Raw genomic sequence first — 15,250 nt, 5'->3', positions numbered from 1 at the left:
CCAATGCAAGCCATGATCGGTGAGGGTGCGACTACAGAATGAACTTGCTCAGATCCGCATTTTTAGCAAGCGGTGCCACGCGGTCGCGGACATAGGTGCCATCGATGGTGACGGTCTTGCCGCCCATCTCGGAAGCCGTGAAACTCACTTCCTCCAGCAGGCGTTCGAGCACGGTCTGCAGGCGGCGGGCACCGATATTCTCGACCGAGGCGTTGATTTCGGTCGCGAGGTCAGCGAGCGCGTCGATCGCATCGTCGGTGAAATCGAGCGTTACATCCTCGGTCTTCATCAAAGCCACATATTGCTTGATGAGGCTTGCCTCCGGTTCGGTGAGGATGCGGCGGAGATCAGCCCGCGAAAGCGCGTCGAGCTCGACACGGATCGGCAGGCGACCCTGCAGCTCGGGCAGCAGGTCGCTGGGCTTGGCGATGTGAAAGGCGCCCGACGCGATGAAGAGGATATGATCGGTCTTCACCGGCCCGTGCTTGGTGGCGACGGTGGTTCCCTCGATCAGCGGCAGCAGGTCGCGCTGCACACCTTCGCGACTGACATCGGCGCCGGCGCGTTCGGAGCGCGCGCAGATCTTGTCGATTTCGTCGATGAAGACGATGCCGTTCTGCTCGACGGCGCGAATGGCTTCCGCCGTCACTTTCTCCTGGTCGAGGAGCTTGTCTGCTTCTTCGGCCACCAGCACGTCATAGGAATCGGAGACCGACATGCGCCGCGTCTTGGTGCGGCCGCCGAAGGCGTTGCCCAAGACCTCATTCAAATTGATCATGCCCATCGAGGCACCCGGCATGCCGGGAATGTCGATGGTGGGCATCGAGGCGTTGCCGGAATCCTTGACGTTGAGCTCGATCTCCTTGTCGTCGAGTTCGCCGGCGCGCAGCATGCGGCGGAACTTGGCGCGCGTTTCGGCGCCGGATCCTTCACCGACCAGCGCATCGAGGACGCGTTCCTCAGCCAGGGTTTCCGCCTTGGCGCGGACCTGGCGACGCATCTTCTCCTTCGACTGGGCGATGCCGATTTCGATGAGGTCGCGCACGATCTGTTCGACATCGCGCCCGACATAGCCGACTTCGGTGAATTTCGTCGCTTCGACCTTCAGGAACGGCGCCTGGGCGAGCTTCGCGAGGCGGCGCGCGATCTCGGTTTTGCCGACGCCGGTCGGGCCGATCATCAGGATATTTTTCGGGCTGACTTCCTCGCGCATGCCGTGATCGAGCTGCTGCCGGCGCCAGCGGTTGCGCAGGGCAATGGCGACGGCGCGCTTGGCATCGTTCTGGCCGACAATGAAACGGTCGAGTTCCGAAACGATCTCGCGCGGGGTCAGCGCCGAGGTCACAGGCGCTTCCTCGATCTTTTCGGCTGGCTTGCGGGCGGTGCTGGTGTCGGTCATGGGGTTCACAGTTTCTCGATGAGGATATTGTGGTTGGTGTAGATGCAGATATCCCCCGCGATCTTCATCGACTTCCTGGCGATGTCCTCGGCCCCCAGACCGTCGACATCGATCAGCGCCCGGGCCGCCGCCAGCGCATAGGCGCCGCCCGAACCGATGCCGATGAGCCCGTCTTCCGGTTCCAGCACGTCGCCGGTCCCGGTCAGGATCAGGCTGACCGAGCTGTCGGCCACGGCCATCATGGCTTCGAGACGGCGCAGATAACGGTCCGTCCGCCAATCCTTGGCCAATTCCACGCAGGCCCGGGCGAGCTGGGCCGGATATTGCTCCAGCTTTGCCTCCAGCCGCTCGAAGAGGGTGAGGGCGTCGGCGGTCGCCCCGGCGAAGCCGGCGATGACCTGGCCCTTGCCGAGACGGCGGAGCTTCCTGGCATTGGATTTCATCACCGTATGCCCGACGGTGACCTGCCCGTCGCCGGCCAGGACCACCTCGGTCCCTTTCCGTACAAGGAGGATGGTGGTGCCGTGCCAGGGAGCCAGGCCGTGCTTGTCGTTCTCGTCTCGCGCCATGAAAAACCCTTTATTCGCCCACGGATAGGACTGCTGCAGATGGAACTTGGGCAGGACCGGCGGGGCGGGCTGGATATGATCCAAGGGAGATAGGTTAACGCCAGGGGCCAATCAAGGCGCAATCGGCCGCGCCACCCTCCAGGGGCCCATGCGAAGCTGCTGGCCATACTGGCTCATCGCTGCTAAGAACCCGGCAATTAAGGCCTTTTTACCCCAACCGGATTGCGAAAGATGCGCAAAGGCAAGATCGAGCGGCGGACCAAGGAAACCGAAATCGCGGTCGAGGTGAATCTCGACGGTCAGGGCCGGTCGGATATTTCGACCGGGATCGGCTTTCTCGACCATATGCTGGACCAGCTGGCGCGACATTCGCTCATCGACCTCACGGTCAAGGCGAAGGGCGATCTCCATATCGACTTCCACCACACGACCGAGGATACCGGCATCGCCATCGGCCAGGCGGTAAGCATGGCGCTCGGCGAACGGATCGGCATCAACCGGTACGGCGAGGCGACCATCCCGATGGACGAAACGCTGACCCGCGTCGCCCTCGACGCCTCGAACCGGGCCTATCTGATCTGGAAGGTCACGTTCAGCCGGGACAAGCTGGGCGAGATGGATACGGAACTCTTCAAGGAATGGTTCCAGGCCTTCGCCCAGAATGCGGGCCTGACCCTTCATGTCGAGAATCTCTACGGCGAGAACAACCACCATATCGTCGAGAGCTGCTTCAAGGCGCTGGCGCGCGCCCTCCGGCACGCCATCGAAATCGACCCGCGGAAGTCCGATGCCGTCCCGTCGACCAAAGGCACCTTGGGCGGAAGTCTCGGCGGCAAATCCCTCGCCAAGTCATGACGGTCGCGGTCATCGATTACGGCGCGGGGAATTTGAAATCCGCCGCGAAGGCACTGAGCTTTGCCGCGCTCGACACCGGCAACAAGGTGGTCGTCACCGCCGATGCCGACGTGATCCGGAAGGCCGACCATATCGTGCTGCCGGGCGTGGGCGCCTTTGCCGAATGCAAGCGCGGCCTGGAATCGCTTGCCGGCGGGGTCGCCGCGATGCGCGAGGCGGTGCTGGAAAAGGGCAGGCCGTTCCTCGGCATTTGCGTCGGCATGCAGCTGATGGCGACAGTGGGTGTCGAGTATGGCGAACATGCCGGTCTTGACTGGATCAAGGGTCGCGTCGTCAAGCTGACGCCGAGCGATCCCACGCTCAAGATTCCGCAAATGGGCTGGAACGACCTTCGCCTCCACAACGCGGCGCATCCCATCTTCACGGGGCTGGCGAGCGGGGCGCATGCTTATTTCGTCCACTCTTATCACTTCATTGCCGACAATCCCGCGGACGTCTTGGCCGATGTCGATTACGGCGGTCCGGTCGCCGCCGCCATTGGGCGCGGCAATATGGTGGGCGTGCAATTTCACCCCGAAAAGAGTCAGGCTGTCGGCCTGCAGCTCCTCGGCAATTTCCTGCGCTGGAGGCCCTGACATCATGGCGGATATTGCCATCAGCTTGGTCACCGAACTCAAGCGCAGCGAGCTTGAGGAACTGTGCGAGGCAACGGAACTTGCGATCGAAGCCGGCGGCGGTTTCGGCTGGTTGAAGCCGCCGCACCGGAACATTCTGGAAGTCTTCTGGAAGGGCGTCATGCTGGTGCCCGACCGCGCGCTCTTCATCGGCAAGCTGGACGGCACGGTTGCCGGTTCGGCACAGCTTGTGCGCCCGACGCGCAACAATGAAGCGCAGGGTCATTCGGCGCACCTGACCACCTCGTTCGTGGCACCCTGGGCGCGCGGACATGGCCTCGCGCGGCAATTGACTCTGGCGGTCGAGGAAGAGGCGCGAACACGCGGCGTCAAAGTGCTCAACCTCGATGTGCGTGAAACACAAAAGGCGGCGATCAGCCTCTATCGCGCGCTGGGCTATCACGAGATCGGGCGGCATCCGCGCTATGCGCAGGTCGACGGCCAATATGTGGGCGGTCTCTATTTCTGGAAATCCTTGGAAAGCTGACACCGACCATGATCCTCTTTCCCGCAATTGATCTCAAAGGCGGTCAATGCGTGCGCCTCATCAAAGGCGACATGGCGCAGGCGACCGTCTTCAACACCGATCCCGCCGATCAGGCAAAGCAGTTCGCAGCGGCTGGTGCAGACTGGCTGCACCTGGTCGATCTTGATGGCGCCTTTGCCGGCAAAGCCGTCAATGCTGCTGCGGTCGAAGGCATTCTGCGCGCGGTCGAAATCCCGGCGCAGCTCGGCGGCGGCATTCGCGAGATGAGCCACATCGAGGCCTGGCTCGACAAAGGTATCGCGCGCGTCATTCTCGGCACCGTCGCCTTGAAGAATCCGGATCTGGTGAAGGCCGCCTGCAAACGCTTCCCCAACCAGATCGCCGTCGGCATCGATGCGAAGGGCGGCAAGGTCGCCGTCGAAGGCTGGGCCGAAACATCGGAACTGTCGGCACTCGATCTCGGTCGGCGTTTCGAAGATGCGGGTGTCGCCGCCATCATCTACACCGACATCGACCGCGACGGCCTGCTCAAGGGCGTCAACGTCACGGCAACGGCCGAGCTTGCGGCATCGCTCTCCATTCCGGTCATCGCCTCGGGCGGCGTGTCCTCGATCGCCGATATCGACGCCCTGCTCGACATTCAGCCGCAATCGCAGAAGCGTGGCGGCGGCATCGTCGGCGTCATCTCCGGCCGCGCCATCTATGACGGCCGCCTCGACCTCAAGGAAGCGCTGGCGAAATTGAAGGAGCGCGCCTGATGCTGAAGATGCGGGTCATACCGTGCCTCGACGTCAAGGACGGACGCGTGGTGAAGGGTGTCAATTTCGTCAACCTCGTCGATGCCGGCGATCCGGTGGAACAGGCGAAGGTCTATGACGCAGCGGGTGCCGACGAGCTGACTTTCCTCGACATCACGGCAAGCTCCGACAATCGCGATACGCTCTACGATGTTGTCTCAAAGACGGCCGAGGCGTGCTTCATGCCCCTGACCGTCGGCGGCGGCGTCCGCAAATCCGAGGACATCCGCAAGCTGCTGCTGGCCGGGGCCGACAAGGTGTCGATCAACACGGCAGCGGTCAAGAACCCCGACTTTGTCCGGGAGGCGGCGCAGAAGTTCGGCGATCAATGCATCGTCGTCTCGATCGACGCCAAAGAAACGGCGCCCGGCAGGTTCGAGATCTTTACCCACGGCGGGCGCGAGGCAACGGGGATCGATGCGGTCGCCTTCGCCAGGCGTATGGCCGAAAATGGCGCCGGGGAGCTGCTGGTGACGTCGATGGACCGTGACGGGACCAAAAAGGGCTACAACATCCCCCTGACCCGGGCCATTGCCGATGCAGTCAGTGTACCGGTCATCGCCTCGGGCGGGGTCGGCAGCCTGGACGACCTCGTGGCGGGTATCCGCGACGGGCATGCGACTGCTGTCCTGGCCGCATCAATCTTTCACTTTGGCACCTTTACCATTGGTCAAGCAAAAGCCCATATGCTGAAGGCTGGCTTGAATATCCGCCCCATCGAAGCCAAGTGAGTTTCGGGACGGGACGCACCGACGGATGACGAAGGATGTCTGACCAAAAGTTCGACGCGACCGTACTGGATTGCCTGTTCCGCACCATCGAGGGGCGGAAGGGGGGCGATCCGACCCAGTCCCATACCGCCAAGCTCTTTGCCAAGGGCACGGCGAAGATTGCGCAGAAGGTCGGCGAGGAATCCGTCGAGGCCATCATCGAGGCGATGCGCGGCGACAATGACGCCCTGGTCGCGGAATCATCCGATCTGCTCTATCACCTGCTGGTCCTGTGGGCCGATCGCGGCGTGCGCCCGTCGGACGTCTGGGCCAAGCTCAAGGAGCGCGAGGGGATTTCTGGCATCGCCGAGAAAGCGGCGCGGCGTGAAGCCGCCAAGGCCGCCGGCAAGTAACAATCCGAAGTTCAGCTGCTGGGCAGATTGTCGGCGACGACCGGGGCCGGCAGGGATTTGAGGCAGGCATCGACCGGCTTCTTCTCCGCCGTAACCGAGCGCGCCTCGGCATAGGTGACGCGGAAGGCGTCAGCAGATCCTTCGACCGCCGGATAGAGGAAGAGGTCGAGCACGCAATCGCTGCCGATATATTGATAGATGCGGCCAGCTTCCTCGTCGCGGATGCGCGCGGGCTTTCCGAGTGCCGCCTGCAATTCGGTGGGGGCAAGACCCAGCAATTTGTCAGCGCTCTGCCAGATGGTGGCCGGAGCGGGCGCGGTTGCCGGCGCGGCGCTGGCTTGCGCGGGTTCCACGACGCCATGAGCCGGATGCTTGGGCGGGCGCATGATGGAACTGACGGTTGTCGGCTTGGCAGCGGCACAAGCGGACAGGATAAGGCCAAGTCCAAGAACCAGCGGCATGCCGGCCCTGGGGCTTGATGCCGACTTGGTCGCACTTACGTCGTTACGCATGATCTGGGAACGATACACGTTCCACTCTCCCCAGCATCGGCACTCCGTTGCAGAGTGCCACCCCAAGCCAAGATGCCAATCTAGTCCCCGATGGTTTCCCGGCCCTTAACAGCCGGGATAACCGATCGGGACCAGTCTTTAGCGGCCGCTGCCAGATGCAGCGGGGGCGGGAGCGCCGTCGGCCAGGGCTTCGACGGTACCGGAGATGACGCCGCCGCGCTCGATTTCGAGCTGGCCATAGCGGATCTTGCCGAGCACCTTGCCCGTGGCGCGAATGGTGAGGCGCTGACGCACCACCAGATCGCCGTCGAAGCGACCGGAAATGTCAGCGGATTCGATTTCAGCGGAACCGCGGAATTCGCCCGAGCCGGCGATGTCGATCGCGCGGCAGTCGGAAAGGACGGCTTCGACCTTGCCCTCGACAACCAAGCTGTCGCAGGTGCGGATCTCACCGTTGAGGAAGATGTCGCGGCCGACGATCAGCTTCTTCTGTTCGGCTTCCGGGGCGCGCGGGGTCGCGGCGACGCCAGCACCGGCCGGGCGCGGCGCAAAGGCGCTCATATCCGGGCCACGGCGGGCGATATCGGGGTTCATTGCCGGTCGCGACGGCGCCGAGGCCGGGGCGCCGGCCTCCGGCTTTGCATAGCTCTTGCTTTCGCCATCCGCTGCGGGCGCGGCGGCCTGAGTCGGTTGCTCGTCTTTCTTTTTGCCAAACATGAAAAGCTGGTCCCTAGCCTGAAACGTGAGAACTGGCCCGGATTGACCCCCGGGTGGTGTGCGCCGGCCGTCCCGTCTGCCGCCCGATTTTCAACGTTCGGCCTACCCCTAGTTAATCCTAGCTGGGCGCGGCTCCAGATTTACCACAGATTCAAAGATATGCACCATAAAAGCGATGCCGATGACGGGTGCGATGAGGTTGAGAAACGGGATCGTGCCCAGGAAGGCGATGCCGACCCCAGCAAGGACGAACTTGGCCCGCCGGCGCTCGAAAAGCGCCTTCGCCTCAGCCCGGGGCAGGCGGCGGAACGCCGGCATCTCGTAATACTCGCGCCCCAGCAGATAGCCGTTCACGCCATAGGCGACACAGGCATAAACCGGCGGGAAGAAGAGCAGGGGCAGGGTGAGGACGTTGGCGACAAAGGCGATGCCGGCGAGCTTCAACCCGTCGAGGACCATTTCCAGGATGCTCACCTTGAAGGGCATGGCGCGACCGGGATAGTGCCGCGCCATCACCGCATCGATCACTTGGTCGGCAAAGAGGGCGGCGAACGTCGCCATGACGATGGGAAAGGTGAACCAGGCAAAGAGGAACGTGCCGGCCCCGCTCAACAGCGCACCCAACCAGCCGTCGACATTGAAAAAGGCCGAAAAGGCATAATCGGCCGCAAAATAAAGACCGGCGAAGGTGGCCACGGCAAAGAGGATACTGATCAGGATCAGCTTCTGGATGCGCGGGTCGGAAAGCTGCCCGAAGGCCAGCGACAAGGCTTGGAGCAAAGGAAATATCCAGTTCTGTCAGAATGTTGCCACTTTTTAGCGGAAAGCTCGTAAGCTAACAACAGACGGGAAGTGCAAGGATGGGGCACCAAGGAAATAAGCGTATGAGCCGCTTCTGCAAGGGTTTGGCCGCCCTGCTCACGGCATCGTTTCTTCTGGCTGCGCCGGGCGTCCGGGGAGCGGAGCCCGAGCGCCTCTATGGCTCCTGGTGCGACGAAACCGGCTACCGAATCGATATCGGACCCGAGGCGATCCGCTTCCGCGACCGTCAGATGGGCGATCCGCCCGCCGGCACCAACCTCAAGATCAGCGACGGTGTCGCCACCTACAGCCAGGACTTCCGCACCAGTCCCTGGCCACATATCGGCCTCCTCGACTGCACCCTGCGCCTCTTGGGACCGAATGCCGCTGCCGAGAGCTGTACTGGCACCGGCTATGGCTACATGCCCTTCTTCGCCCTGAAACGCTGCCCCCAGGATGTGATCAGTTGAGCGGGAGCCGGGGCCGAGCCATATGCCGTCGACCTTGCTTGCCCATTCGCCCTCGATCCCTATACTCCGGCCCGAAATGCGCTCGGACAGGGGCGCGCAGCATCGATTGCGGGGATGAATGACCGACAAGCTTTTTGACGTCTGCGGTATCGGCAATGCCATTGTCGATGTGCTCTCGCATTGCGAGCTCGATTTCATCGACCGGATGAGCCTCAACAAGGGCACCATGACCCTGATCGACGCCGCCCGCGCCGAGGAGCTCTATAACGCGATGGGCCCGGCGGTCGAAGTTTCCGGCGGTTCCTGCGGCAACACCATTGCCGGTCTCGCCAGCCTTGGCGGCAAGGGCGCCTATTTCGGCAAAGTCGGCAACGACCAGCTGGGCGGCATCTTCCGCCACGACATGCGCGCCAGCGGCGTCCATTTCGAAACCGCGTCGGCCGCCAGCGCCACGCCCACCGCGCGCTGCATGATCTTCGTGACGCCCGATGCCGAGCGCACGATGAACACCTATCTCGGCGCCTGCGTCGAGCTCACGCCCGATGATATCGATGCCGCGATCGTGTCCCGGTCCAAGGTGACCTACATGGAAGGCTATCTGTGGGATCCGCCGCTGGCCAAGCAGGCGTTCCTGAAGGCCGCCAATATCGCGCACGGGGCGGGGCGCGAGATTTCGCTGTCGCTGTCCGATCCCTTCTGCGTACAGCGCTATCTGGCCGAGTTCCAGGATCTGGTGAAGAACCATGTCGATATCCTGTTCGCCAATGAGCACGAGATCACGGCGCTGTGGGAGACCAGCGATTTCGATGCGGCGGTGAAGGCGACCCGCGAGCATTGCTCTCTCGCCGCCATCACGCGGAGCGCCAAGGGTTCGGTCATCGTTTCCGAAAACCAGGTGATCGAGGTACCGGCCTGGCCGGTCAAGCAGGTGGTCGACGTGACGGGTGCGGGCGATCTCTATGCCGCCGGCTTCCTCTATGGCTACACGCAGGGGCGCGAGCATGCCGACAGTGCCCGCATCGCGTCGCTCGCGGCCGGTGAGGTCATCAGCCATTTCGGTGCCCGGCCGGAAACCCCGCTCTCCGAGCTTCTGTTGCAGCAAGTGGGCTAATCAGGTAAAAGCCCGCCCTGAAACAACACCCTCATTCCAGCCGCGCCCTTGGAAGACTTCTGGGCGCGGATGAGGTCTAGGCCACCACGGCTTGGTGGCTGCTAACTGGTTGCCATTCCACAATAATTTCCTCCGCCGGGCAGGGCCGGACAAGAGGAATAGGTGAGGGGCGGCCGATGGCGATTGTAACAATCGCCATGGGATGATGGGCGTTACGGCAATTTTTGGATCAAGTGACGTCATGAAACTGCGCAATATCGCCATCATCGCCCACGTCGACCACGGCAAAACCACCCTGGTCGATCAGCTTCTGAAGCAATCCGGCGCCTTCCGTTCGAACCAGCAGGTCGCGGAACGCGTGATGGACAGCAACGATCTAGAAAAAGAACGCGGCATCACGATTCTGGCCAAGTGCACCTCGATCCAGTGGCAGGACACCCGCATCAACATCGTCGACACGCCGGGCCACGCCGATTTCGGCGGTGAGGTCGAGCGTATCCTCAGCATGGTCGACGGCGTGGTTCTCCTGGTCGACGCCGCCGAAGGCGCGCTGCCGCAGACCAAGTTCGTGACCACCAAGGCGCTGCGCCTCGGCCTCCGGCCCATCGTCGTCATCAACAAATGCGACCGTCCGGATGCCGACCCGCATGCCGTGCACGACCAGGTGTTCGACCTGTTCGCCGCCCTCGATGCCAGCCCTGAGCAGCTCGATTTCCCGACGCTCTTTGCTTCCTCGAAGCAGGGCTGGGCGACGACCGATCTGGAGAAGGGGGAGCGCACGGATCTGTCGCCGCTCTACAACCTCATCGTCGATCACGTGCCGGCGCCCAAAGTCGAGGACGACAAGCCGTTCTCGATGCTGGTGACGACGCTCGAATACGACAATTATCTGGGCCGCGTTCTCACGGGCCGCATCCAGACCGGCAAGGCGCAGGTCAACATGCAGCTCCGCGCCATGCGCCCCGACGGGACGCAGGTCGAAGTGGGTCGCTTGACGAAGCTGTTGGCTTTCCGCGGCATCGAGCGCACGCCGGTCGATACGGCGGAAGCGGGTGACATCATCGCCATTGCGGGCCTCACGGAGAGCACCGTTGCCGACACCATCGCCGCGATGGAAGTCGAAGTGCCCTTGAAGGCGCAGCCGATCGATCCGCCGACGCTTGCCATGTCCTTCTCGGTCAATGACAGTCCGCTCGCCGGCCGCGACGGCGACAAGGTGACGAGCCGCATGATCCGCGATCGCCTGATGCGCGAAGCCGAGGGTAATGTTGCCATCCGCATCACGGAGACGGAAGACAAGGACGCGTTCCAGGTCGCCGGCCGTGGCGAATTGCAGTTGGGCGTGCTCATCGAAGTGATGCGCCGCGAAGGCTTCGAGCTTTCCATCAGCCGGCCGCGCGTCATCTACCAGAACGATCCGAAGACCGGGCAGCGCCTGGAGCCGATCGAAGAGATCGTCATCGATGTCGACGAGGAATTCACCGGCGTCGTCATCGACAAGTTGGGCCAGCGCCGCGGCGAACTGGTCGAGATGCGCCCGTCGGGCGGTGCGAAGACGCGCCTCGTCATGCTGGTGCCGGCCCGCGGCCTCATCGGCTATCACGGCGAGTTTCTGACCGATACGCGCGGCACCGGCGTCATGTCGCGCCTGTTCCACGGCTATCAGCCCTATAAGGGTCCGATCGAAGGCCGTCGCAACGGCGTGCTGATCTCCAACGCCAACGGCACCTCGGTTGCTTACGCGTTGTGGAACCTTGAGGAGCGCGGCAAGCTCATGATCGATGCCGGCGTGCCGATCTATGAAGGCATGATCATTGGTGAGAACAGCCGCGCCAACGATCTGGAAGTCAACCCGCTGAAGTCGAAGCAGCTCACCAACATCCGCACGACGTCGAAGGACGAAGCCATTCGCCTGACGCCGCCGATGAAGCTCAGCCTCGAACAGGCGCTGGCCTACATCCAGGACGACGAGCTCGTCGAAGTGACGCCGAAGGCGGTGCGCATTCGCAAGGCGATCCTCGATCCCAACGAGCGCAAGAAGGCCGAACGCGCCGCGGAAGCAGCGCAAGCCTGATCGGCGCAAGTATCGTCGCAAGACAAAAGGGCCGCTCTTATCGAGCGGCCCTTTCTGTTTCTATCTGGCGCCGAAGATCGCCGTGCCGACGCGAACATAGGTCGCGCCGAATTGGATGGCGGTCTCGTAATCGCCGCTCATGCCCATGCTGAGCTCAGCGAGACCGTTGCGCTTGGCCATCTCGCGCAGCAGGGCGAAGAAGGGTGCCGGGTGTTTGTCGGCGGGCGGGATGCACATCAGTCCGTCGATGGCGAGGCCGAGTTCGTCACGACACAGATGGACGAAGGCATCGACATCCGCCGGGGCGATGCCGGCCTTCTGCGGTTCCTCGCCAATATTGACTTGAATGAAGAGGCGCGGCGTGCGGCCCTGCTTCTTCATTTCGTCGGCAAGGACACGCGCCAGCTTTTCCCGGTCGACGCTTTCGATGACGTCGAAGAGCGCCACTGCGTCATGCGCCTTGTTGCTTTGCAAGGGACCGATGAGATGCAACTCGAGATCCGGATGTCGGGTCTTCAATGCCGGAAACTTCGCCTGCGCCTCCTGCACCCGGTTCTCGCCGAAAACGCGCTGCCCGGCGGCAATCGCCTCAATGACGGCATCGGCCGGGTGGGTCTTTGAAACGGCAACGAGATGAATGTCCGCTGGCTGTCGGTCGGCCGCTTTGGCCGCAGCGGTCATCTTGTGACGAATCTCGTCGAGACCCGGGCGGATGTGAGTAAAGGTTTGGTCGGTCATGGCAGTGGGCAGAATGATGATGGTCAGTCCTCGGGCAAGACTACAGGGACCGGCGAAGAGATGACAGGGATTGGGGTGAGAAAGCGCCCGCAATTGAGATCGCATGATCTTATTCTGGGGCCCAAAAGCAAGAAGGGGAGCGATTGCTCGCTCCCCTTCAAGTGCTTGTCTCATACCAAGCCGGCTTGCGCCGGGTCGATATTAGAAGCTGATCGACGAACCAACCGCGAACTCGAGCGAGTCGTAGTTGTCATTGGCCGAGGTGTCGTCAGCCGTGTCGAGCCACGTGTAGAACAGGCCGGCGTCGAGGGTGATCCCCGGGCCCATCTCGTACGCGCCGGTCACGCCAACGCGGTTCTCGACGGACTCGTCGCCGAAGCCTTCGACTTCAGACTCCAAGTGAGCCCAGCCAGCGCCAACGGTCCAGGCGTCGACGTTGTAGCTCAGACCCGTGCCGATGACCCAGGTGTCTTCGCCATCGCTGTTCGCGAAGTCGTTGCCGTTGCCGAAGCTGGTGTTGACCAGGTAGGTACCGGCAACACCGACGGTCAGACCGCCGAAGTTGACGTTGATACCAGCGTTGTAGGCCGACTGCTCGTCGTTGTTGGCGCCCTTCTGCTGGATGTCACCTTCCCAGTAAGCCGCACCACCGAGAGCGAGGCCCCAGCCGTCGCCTTCGTAGTCATAGTGCAGGCCAAGGCTGATGTTGTTCTCAGCATCGCCCGAATCGCTATCCGCACGCCATTGCTGGTCAGCGTCGTCGCCGTTGTTGTAGTCCTTATTGTTGTCGTTCGGCGTGTAGCTGACGCCGAAGCTGAACCCGCCCCAGGTCGGCGAGTAGTACGAAATCTTCTGCGACTTGTCCTGATTGGCAGTCGAGCCAACCGGATCGAAGTAGGCCGGCGAAGCCAGCGAGGTGCCGATGCTGTTCGGCGAATACGGGCCGAAGTTGTTCGACGAGCCCGGGGGCAGCATGTACAGGTTGGCAGCGGCATCAGCCTGCGCACCGATACGGATGTCACCGAAGCCGCCCTTGAAGTAGGCGTAGGCTTGGTCGAACTGGTCGTTGTTCTCGTCACCACCTTCGAGCTCGAAGCGGGCACCAACGGTGATACCGTTGTCCAGCGTCACGCTGCCGAGGAAGTAGATTTCAGCGTCCGTGCCAACGCCGACATCGTTCTTGTTGTCGCCGCCTTCACCGTTGCTGTCGTCGTCGAAAACGACGCCCATCTGGTTGCGGATAAAGCCGCCGAGGCTCAGTTTGACACCATCGGACGCCTGAGCGGTACCGGCCAGGAGGCCGACGCCGAGCAGAGCCGAGGTCCCCAGGAGAACTTTCTTCATCTCGAGATTCCCTAAGTTTGCGATTGCCACCGAACTTTCCCTCGACCTTTTTGGTCTTAAGAGAAGGCCCGGATGCCCCTCGTTCGCGGACCGGCTTGCTGGGTCGGTTTTGCCAAGTACTTGACGAAATCGACTCAAAAAGCCCGCTCAGCCCGGAACACGGTGTACCTTCTCGGAATGACGGGGGGGTGTCAAACCATTTGAGCCTAACACTGTGGCATTTTCCGCGTTCTGTTGCGCGAATGCCACAGGGCTGACTGAGATTTCATCGCCTCGTGGCGCCCCGAGGGCAGGGGCGGGTCGGCCCTGGAAACAAAAGGGAATCCGGTACTCCCTGCCAGGCCGGGCGGCGGATTTGGCGCTCCAGCGCGCTATCGATGCAACACCGCGCCGACCCTGTCGGCCCCACGTGGCCTTGGGGCGCACAACCCGGTCGAAGGCCGGAATTGGTCGTCTTGGCCCGGCTGCCTGCTGGACATTTGACCCGTCGAGCGGCGCCTATTTTGGAAGCGGCCAGTAGCCGAACCGCTCCATTTGTTCTTTATGCTGCCCGACAATGCGGTCGATTTGGGCCTCGGTCAGGGTGTCTTTCCATTGCCCGGACTTCCCGACGCGGAAGAATTTGCTGCCCTTGGTGGATTTCTCTTGGAATCCCTTGGCTTCTTCCTGCTGACGCAAGTTCTTGAACGAGGAAAGCTCGATCGCCCGATCCAGGCGCGCCCTAGGCACGTTGAGGCCGAGAAACTTCGAAATGCCCCCGAACGTATGGAGCGGCTTACCCAGCATGTCTTCATAGCGCACGACATGCAGGCCCCGATGCGGCCGTTGGGTCCAGCTTTTGACGTGAATGGACCAGGAAGAATGGACTTCGAAGACTATATTCCCATCCGCCAGACCGCCATTGTTGGGATCGTTCATGACCTCGATCGCCTTGTCGATATCGACGCCATAATGATCGGCCAGCGAGATGACCAGATCGAGCGGGTTGCGCACCACATAGATGGCACCGGCCGTGAGGTCCATCTCGATGGTGCTGTGACCTCGGACTTCGACCAATGCATTGTGCGTCTTAACGATAACCGTATCGGGCTTGGAGGCGACAATGGCGAGCTGGGCACCGCGCCGCATGCGGGCCACATCGTCGCGGGTCCATTCAAGCGGCGGCCGGGAATCGAGGTGGCGATACCATTGCACCAGGGAATCCCCGGTGGTGAGGGTCGCCATGCTATTGATGTCGGTGCCGCCGACGTCGCCCACCTTGGGCGTGTTCATCAGATTGTGAATGAAGGCGCGAAGCCAGGTATTCCCAGACTTGGGATAGCTCGCCAACCATAAGATCTTGCCCATTCGGTCCCATTACTCCGCGGTCTGCCCGGTGCCCCGGCGCCAGCACGATCTCGAAACGGCCAACTCCCCATGACCGAGAGCCTGCTCGACGACCGAGAGCCTACTCGGTTGACGAAAGACGGCCTTTCGCATACCAGTCTGGGGCCGCTTTCCATGCCGGTCGCCGCTTGGCCCTGGCCTTCAATAATTCAGGTGGGTGGCTTTAGGGGTAAGAGCATCGGGCCGTCAATAT

General features: G+C 62.4%; 17 protein-coding genes. 9 read left to right on the top strand and 8 right to left on the bottom strand.

Annotated elements, in window-relative coordinates; translation table 11 throughout:
• Positions 1 to 31: 31 nt before the first annotated feature.
• Positions 32 to 1,399, bottom strand: a complete 1,368-nt coding sequence (gene hslU / locus ACE3PP_RS09540) for an ATP-dependent protease ATPase subunit HslU (RefSeq protein WP_374381075.1) — start codon at positions 1,397 to 1,399, stop codon at positions 32 to 34.
• 5 nt (positions 1,400 to 1,404) lie between these two features.
• On the bottom strand, positions 1,405 to 1,968 hold the full coding sequence (hslV, locus tag ACE3PP_RS09535) for an ATP-dependent protease subunit HslV (protein ID WP_374381072.1): 564 nt from the start codon (positions 1,966 to 1,968) through the stop codon (positions 1,405 to 1,407).
• Positions 1,969 to 2,199: 231 nt separating this feature from the next.
• On the opposite strand from hslV, the gene hisB reads away from it, so the two are divergent.
• From hisB to ACE3PP_RS09505, 6 genes are read left to right on the top strand one after another with little or no spacing between them, the layout of a single operon-like run.
• A complete protein-coding gene (hisB, locus tag ACE3PP_RS09530; RefSeq protein WP_374381069.1) occupies positions 2,200 to 2,823 on the top strand; it encodes an imidazoleglycerol-phosphate dehydratase HisB in 624 nt (207 codons plus the stop codon).
• Positions 2,820 to 3,458: an imidazole glycerol phosphate synthase subunit HisH gene (gene hisH / locus ACE3PP_RS09525; RefSeq protein WP_374381066.1), complete on the top strand. Its 639-nt coding sequence runs from the start codon at positions 2,820 to 2,822 to the stop codon at positions 3,456 to 3,458. Before hisB ends, hisH begins: the two co-directional genes overlap by 4 nt.
• A gap of 4 nt (positions 3,459 to 3,462) precedes the next feature.
• Positions 3,463 to 3,984 carry an N-acetyltransferase family protein gene (locus ACE3PP_RS09520; protein WP_374381063.1) on the top strand — a complete coding sequence of 174 codons (522 nt, stop codon included), beginning with the start codon at positions 3,463 to 3,465 and terminating at the stop codon, positions 3,982 to 3,984.
• 8 nt (positions 3,985 to 3,992) lie between these two features.
• On the top strand, positions 3,993 to 4,742 hold the full coding sequence (gene hisA, locus ACE3PP_RS09515) for a 1-(5-phosphoribosyl)-5-[(5-phosphoribosylamino)methylideneamino]imidazole-4-carboxamide isomerase (RefSeq protein WP_374381060.1): 750 nt from the start codon (positions 3,993 to 3,995) through the stop codon (positions 4,740 to 4,742).
• Positions 4,742 to 5,512 carry an imidazole glycerol phosphate synthase subunit HisF gene (hisF, locus tag ACE3PP_RS09510; protein ID WP_374381057.1) on the top strand — a complete coding sequence of 257 codons (771 nt, stop codon included), beginning with the start codon at positions 4,742 to 4,744 and terminating at the stop codon, positions 5,510 to 5,512. The genes hisA and hisF overlap by 1 nt, the downstream gene beginning before the upstream one ends.
• A gap of 35 nt (positions 5,513 to 5,547) precedes the next feature.
• Positions 5,548 to 5,904: a phosphoribosyl-ATP diphosphatase gene (locus tag ACE3PP_RS09505; RefSeq protein WP_374381054.1), complete on the top strand. Its 357-nt coding sequence runs from the start codon at positions 5,548 to 5,550 to the stop codon at positions 5,902 to 5,904.
• Positions 5,905 to 5,915: 11 nt separating this feature from the next.
• On the opposite strand, the gene ACE3PP_RS09500 is transcribed toward ACE3PP_RS09505, so the two are convergent.
• The 3 genes from ACE3PP_RS09500 to ACE3PP_RS09490 form a co-directional block, all read right to left on the bottom strand.
• Positions 5,916 to 6,434, bottom strand: coding sequence for a hypothetical protein (locus tag ACE3PP_RS09500; protein ID WP_374381051.1), 519 nt, complete (start codon positions 6,432 to 6,434; stop codon positions 5,916 to 5,918).
• Between the two features lie 120 nt (positions 6,435 to 6,554).
• Positions 6,555 to 7,133 (bottom strand): polymer-forming cytoskeletal protein, encoded by a 579-nt coding sequence (locus ACE3PP_RS09495; protein WP_374381048.1) that lies wholly within the window; start codon positions 7,131 to 7,133, stop codon positions 6,555 to 6,557.
• A 108-nt stretch (positions 7,134 to 7,241) separates the two neighbouring features.
• Complete coding sequence (locus tag ACE3PP_RS09490) at positions 7,242 to 7,913, bottom strand: EI24 domain-containing protein (RefSeq protein ID WP_374381046.1); 672 nt, start codon at positions 7,911 to 7,913, stop codon at positions 7,242 to 7,244.
• Positions 7,914 to 8,017: 104 nt separating this feature from the next.
• Here ACE3PP_RS09490 and ACE3PP_RS09485 point away from each other — a divergent pair, with 104 nt between their 5' ends.
• The 3 genes from ACE3PP_RS09485 (at position 8,018) to typA (ending at position 11,589) form a co-directional block, all read left to right on the top strand.
• Positions 8,018 to 8,404 carry a hypothetical protein gene (locus tag ACE3PP_RS09485; RefSeq protein WP_374381043.1) on the top strand — a complete coding sequence of 129 codons (387 nt, stop codon included), beginning with the start codon at positions 8,018 to 8,020 and terminating at the stop codon, positions 8,402 to 8,404.
• Between the two features lie 118 nt (positions 8,405 to 8,522).
• Positions 8,523 to 9,515, top strand: a complete 993-nt coding sequence (locus ACE3PP_RS09480) for an adenosine kinase (RefSeq protein ID WP_374381042.1) — start codon at positions 8,523 to 8,525, stop codon at positions 9,513 to 9,515.
• A 241-nt stretch (positions 9,516 to 9,756) separates the two neighbouring features.
• A complete protein-coding gene (gene typA / locus ACE3PP_RS09475; protein ID WP_374381040.1) occupies positions 9,757 to 11,589 on the top strand; it encodes a translational GTPase TypA in 1,833 nt (610 codons plus the stop codon).
• A gap of 60 nt (positions 11,590 to 11,649) precedes the next feature.
• Here the strand turns inward: typA and ACE3PP_RS09470 are convergent, their stop codons facing one another.
• The 3 genes from ACE3PP_RS09470 to ACE3PP_RS09460 all read right to left on the bottom strand — a co-directional run bounded on the left by ACE3PP_RS09470 (position 11,650) and on the right by ACE3PP_RS09460 (position 15,018).
• Positions 11,650 to 12,327 (bottom strand): YggS family pyridoxal phosphate-dependent enzyme, encoded by a 678-nt coding sequence (locus tag ACE3PP_RS09470; protein ID WP_374381227.1) that lies wholly within the window; start codon positions 12,325 to 12,327, stop codon positions 11,650 to 11,652.
• A gap of 201 nt (positions 12,328 to 12,528) precedes the next feature.
• Positions 12,529 to 13,671: a porin gene (locus ACE3PP_RS09465; protein ID WP_374381038.1), complete on the bottom strand. Its 1,143-nt coding sequence runs from the start codon at positions 13,669 to 13,671 to the stop codon at positions 12,529 to 12,531.
• A gap of 498 nt (positions 13,672 to 14,169) precedes the next feature.
• Complete coding sequence (locus tag ACE3PP_RS09460) at positions 14,170 to 15,018, bottom strand: sulfotransferase domain-containing protein (RefSeq protein WP_374381036.1); 849 nt, start codon at positions 15,016 to 15,018, stop codon at positions 14,170 to 14,172.
• Between the last annotated feature and the right edge of the window lie 232 nt (positions 15,019 to 15,250).

This window comes from Dongia sp. (genome assembly GCF_041910485.1).
GTDB lineage: Bacteria > Pseudomonadota > Alphaproteobacteria > Dongiales > Dongiaceae > Dongia.
This window is presented reverse-complemented; position numbering and strand designations above follow the sequence as displayed.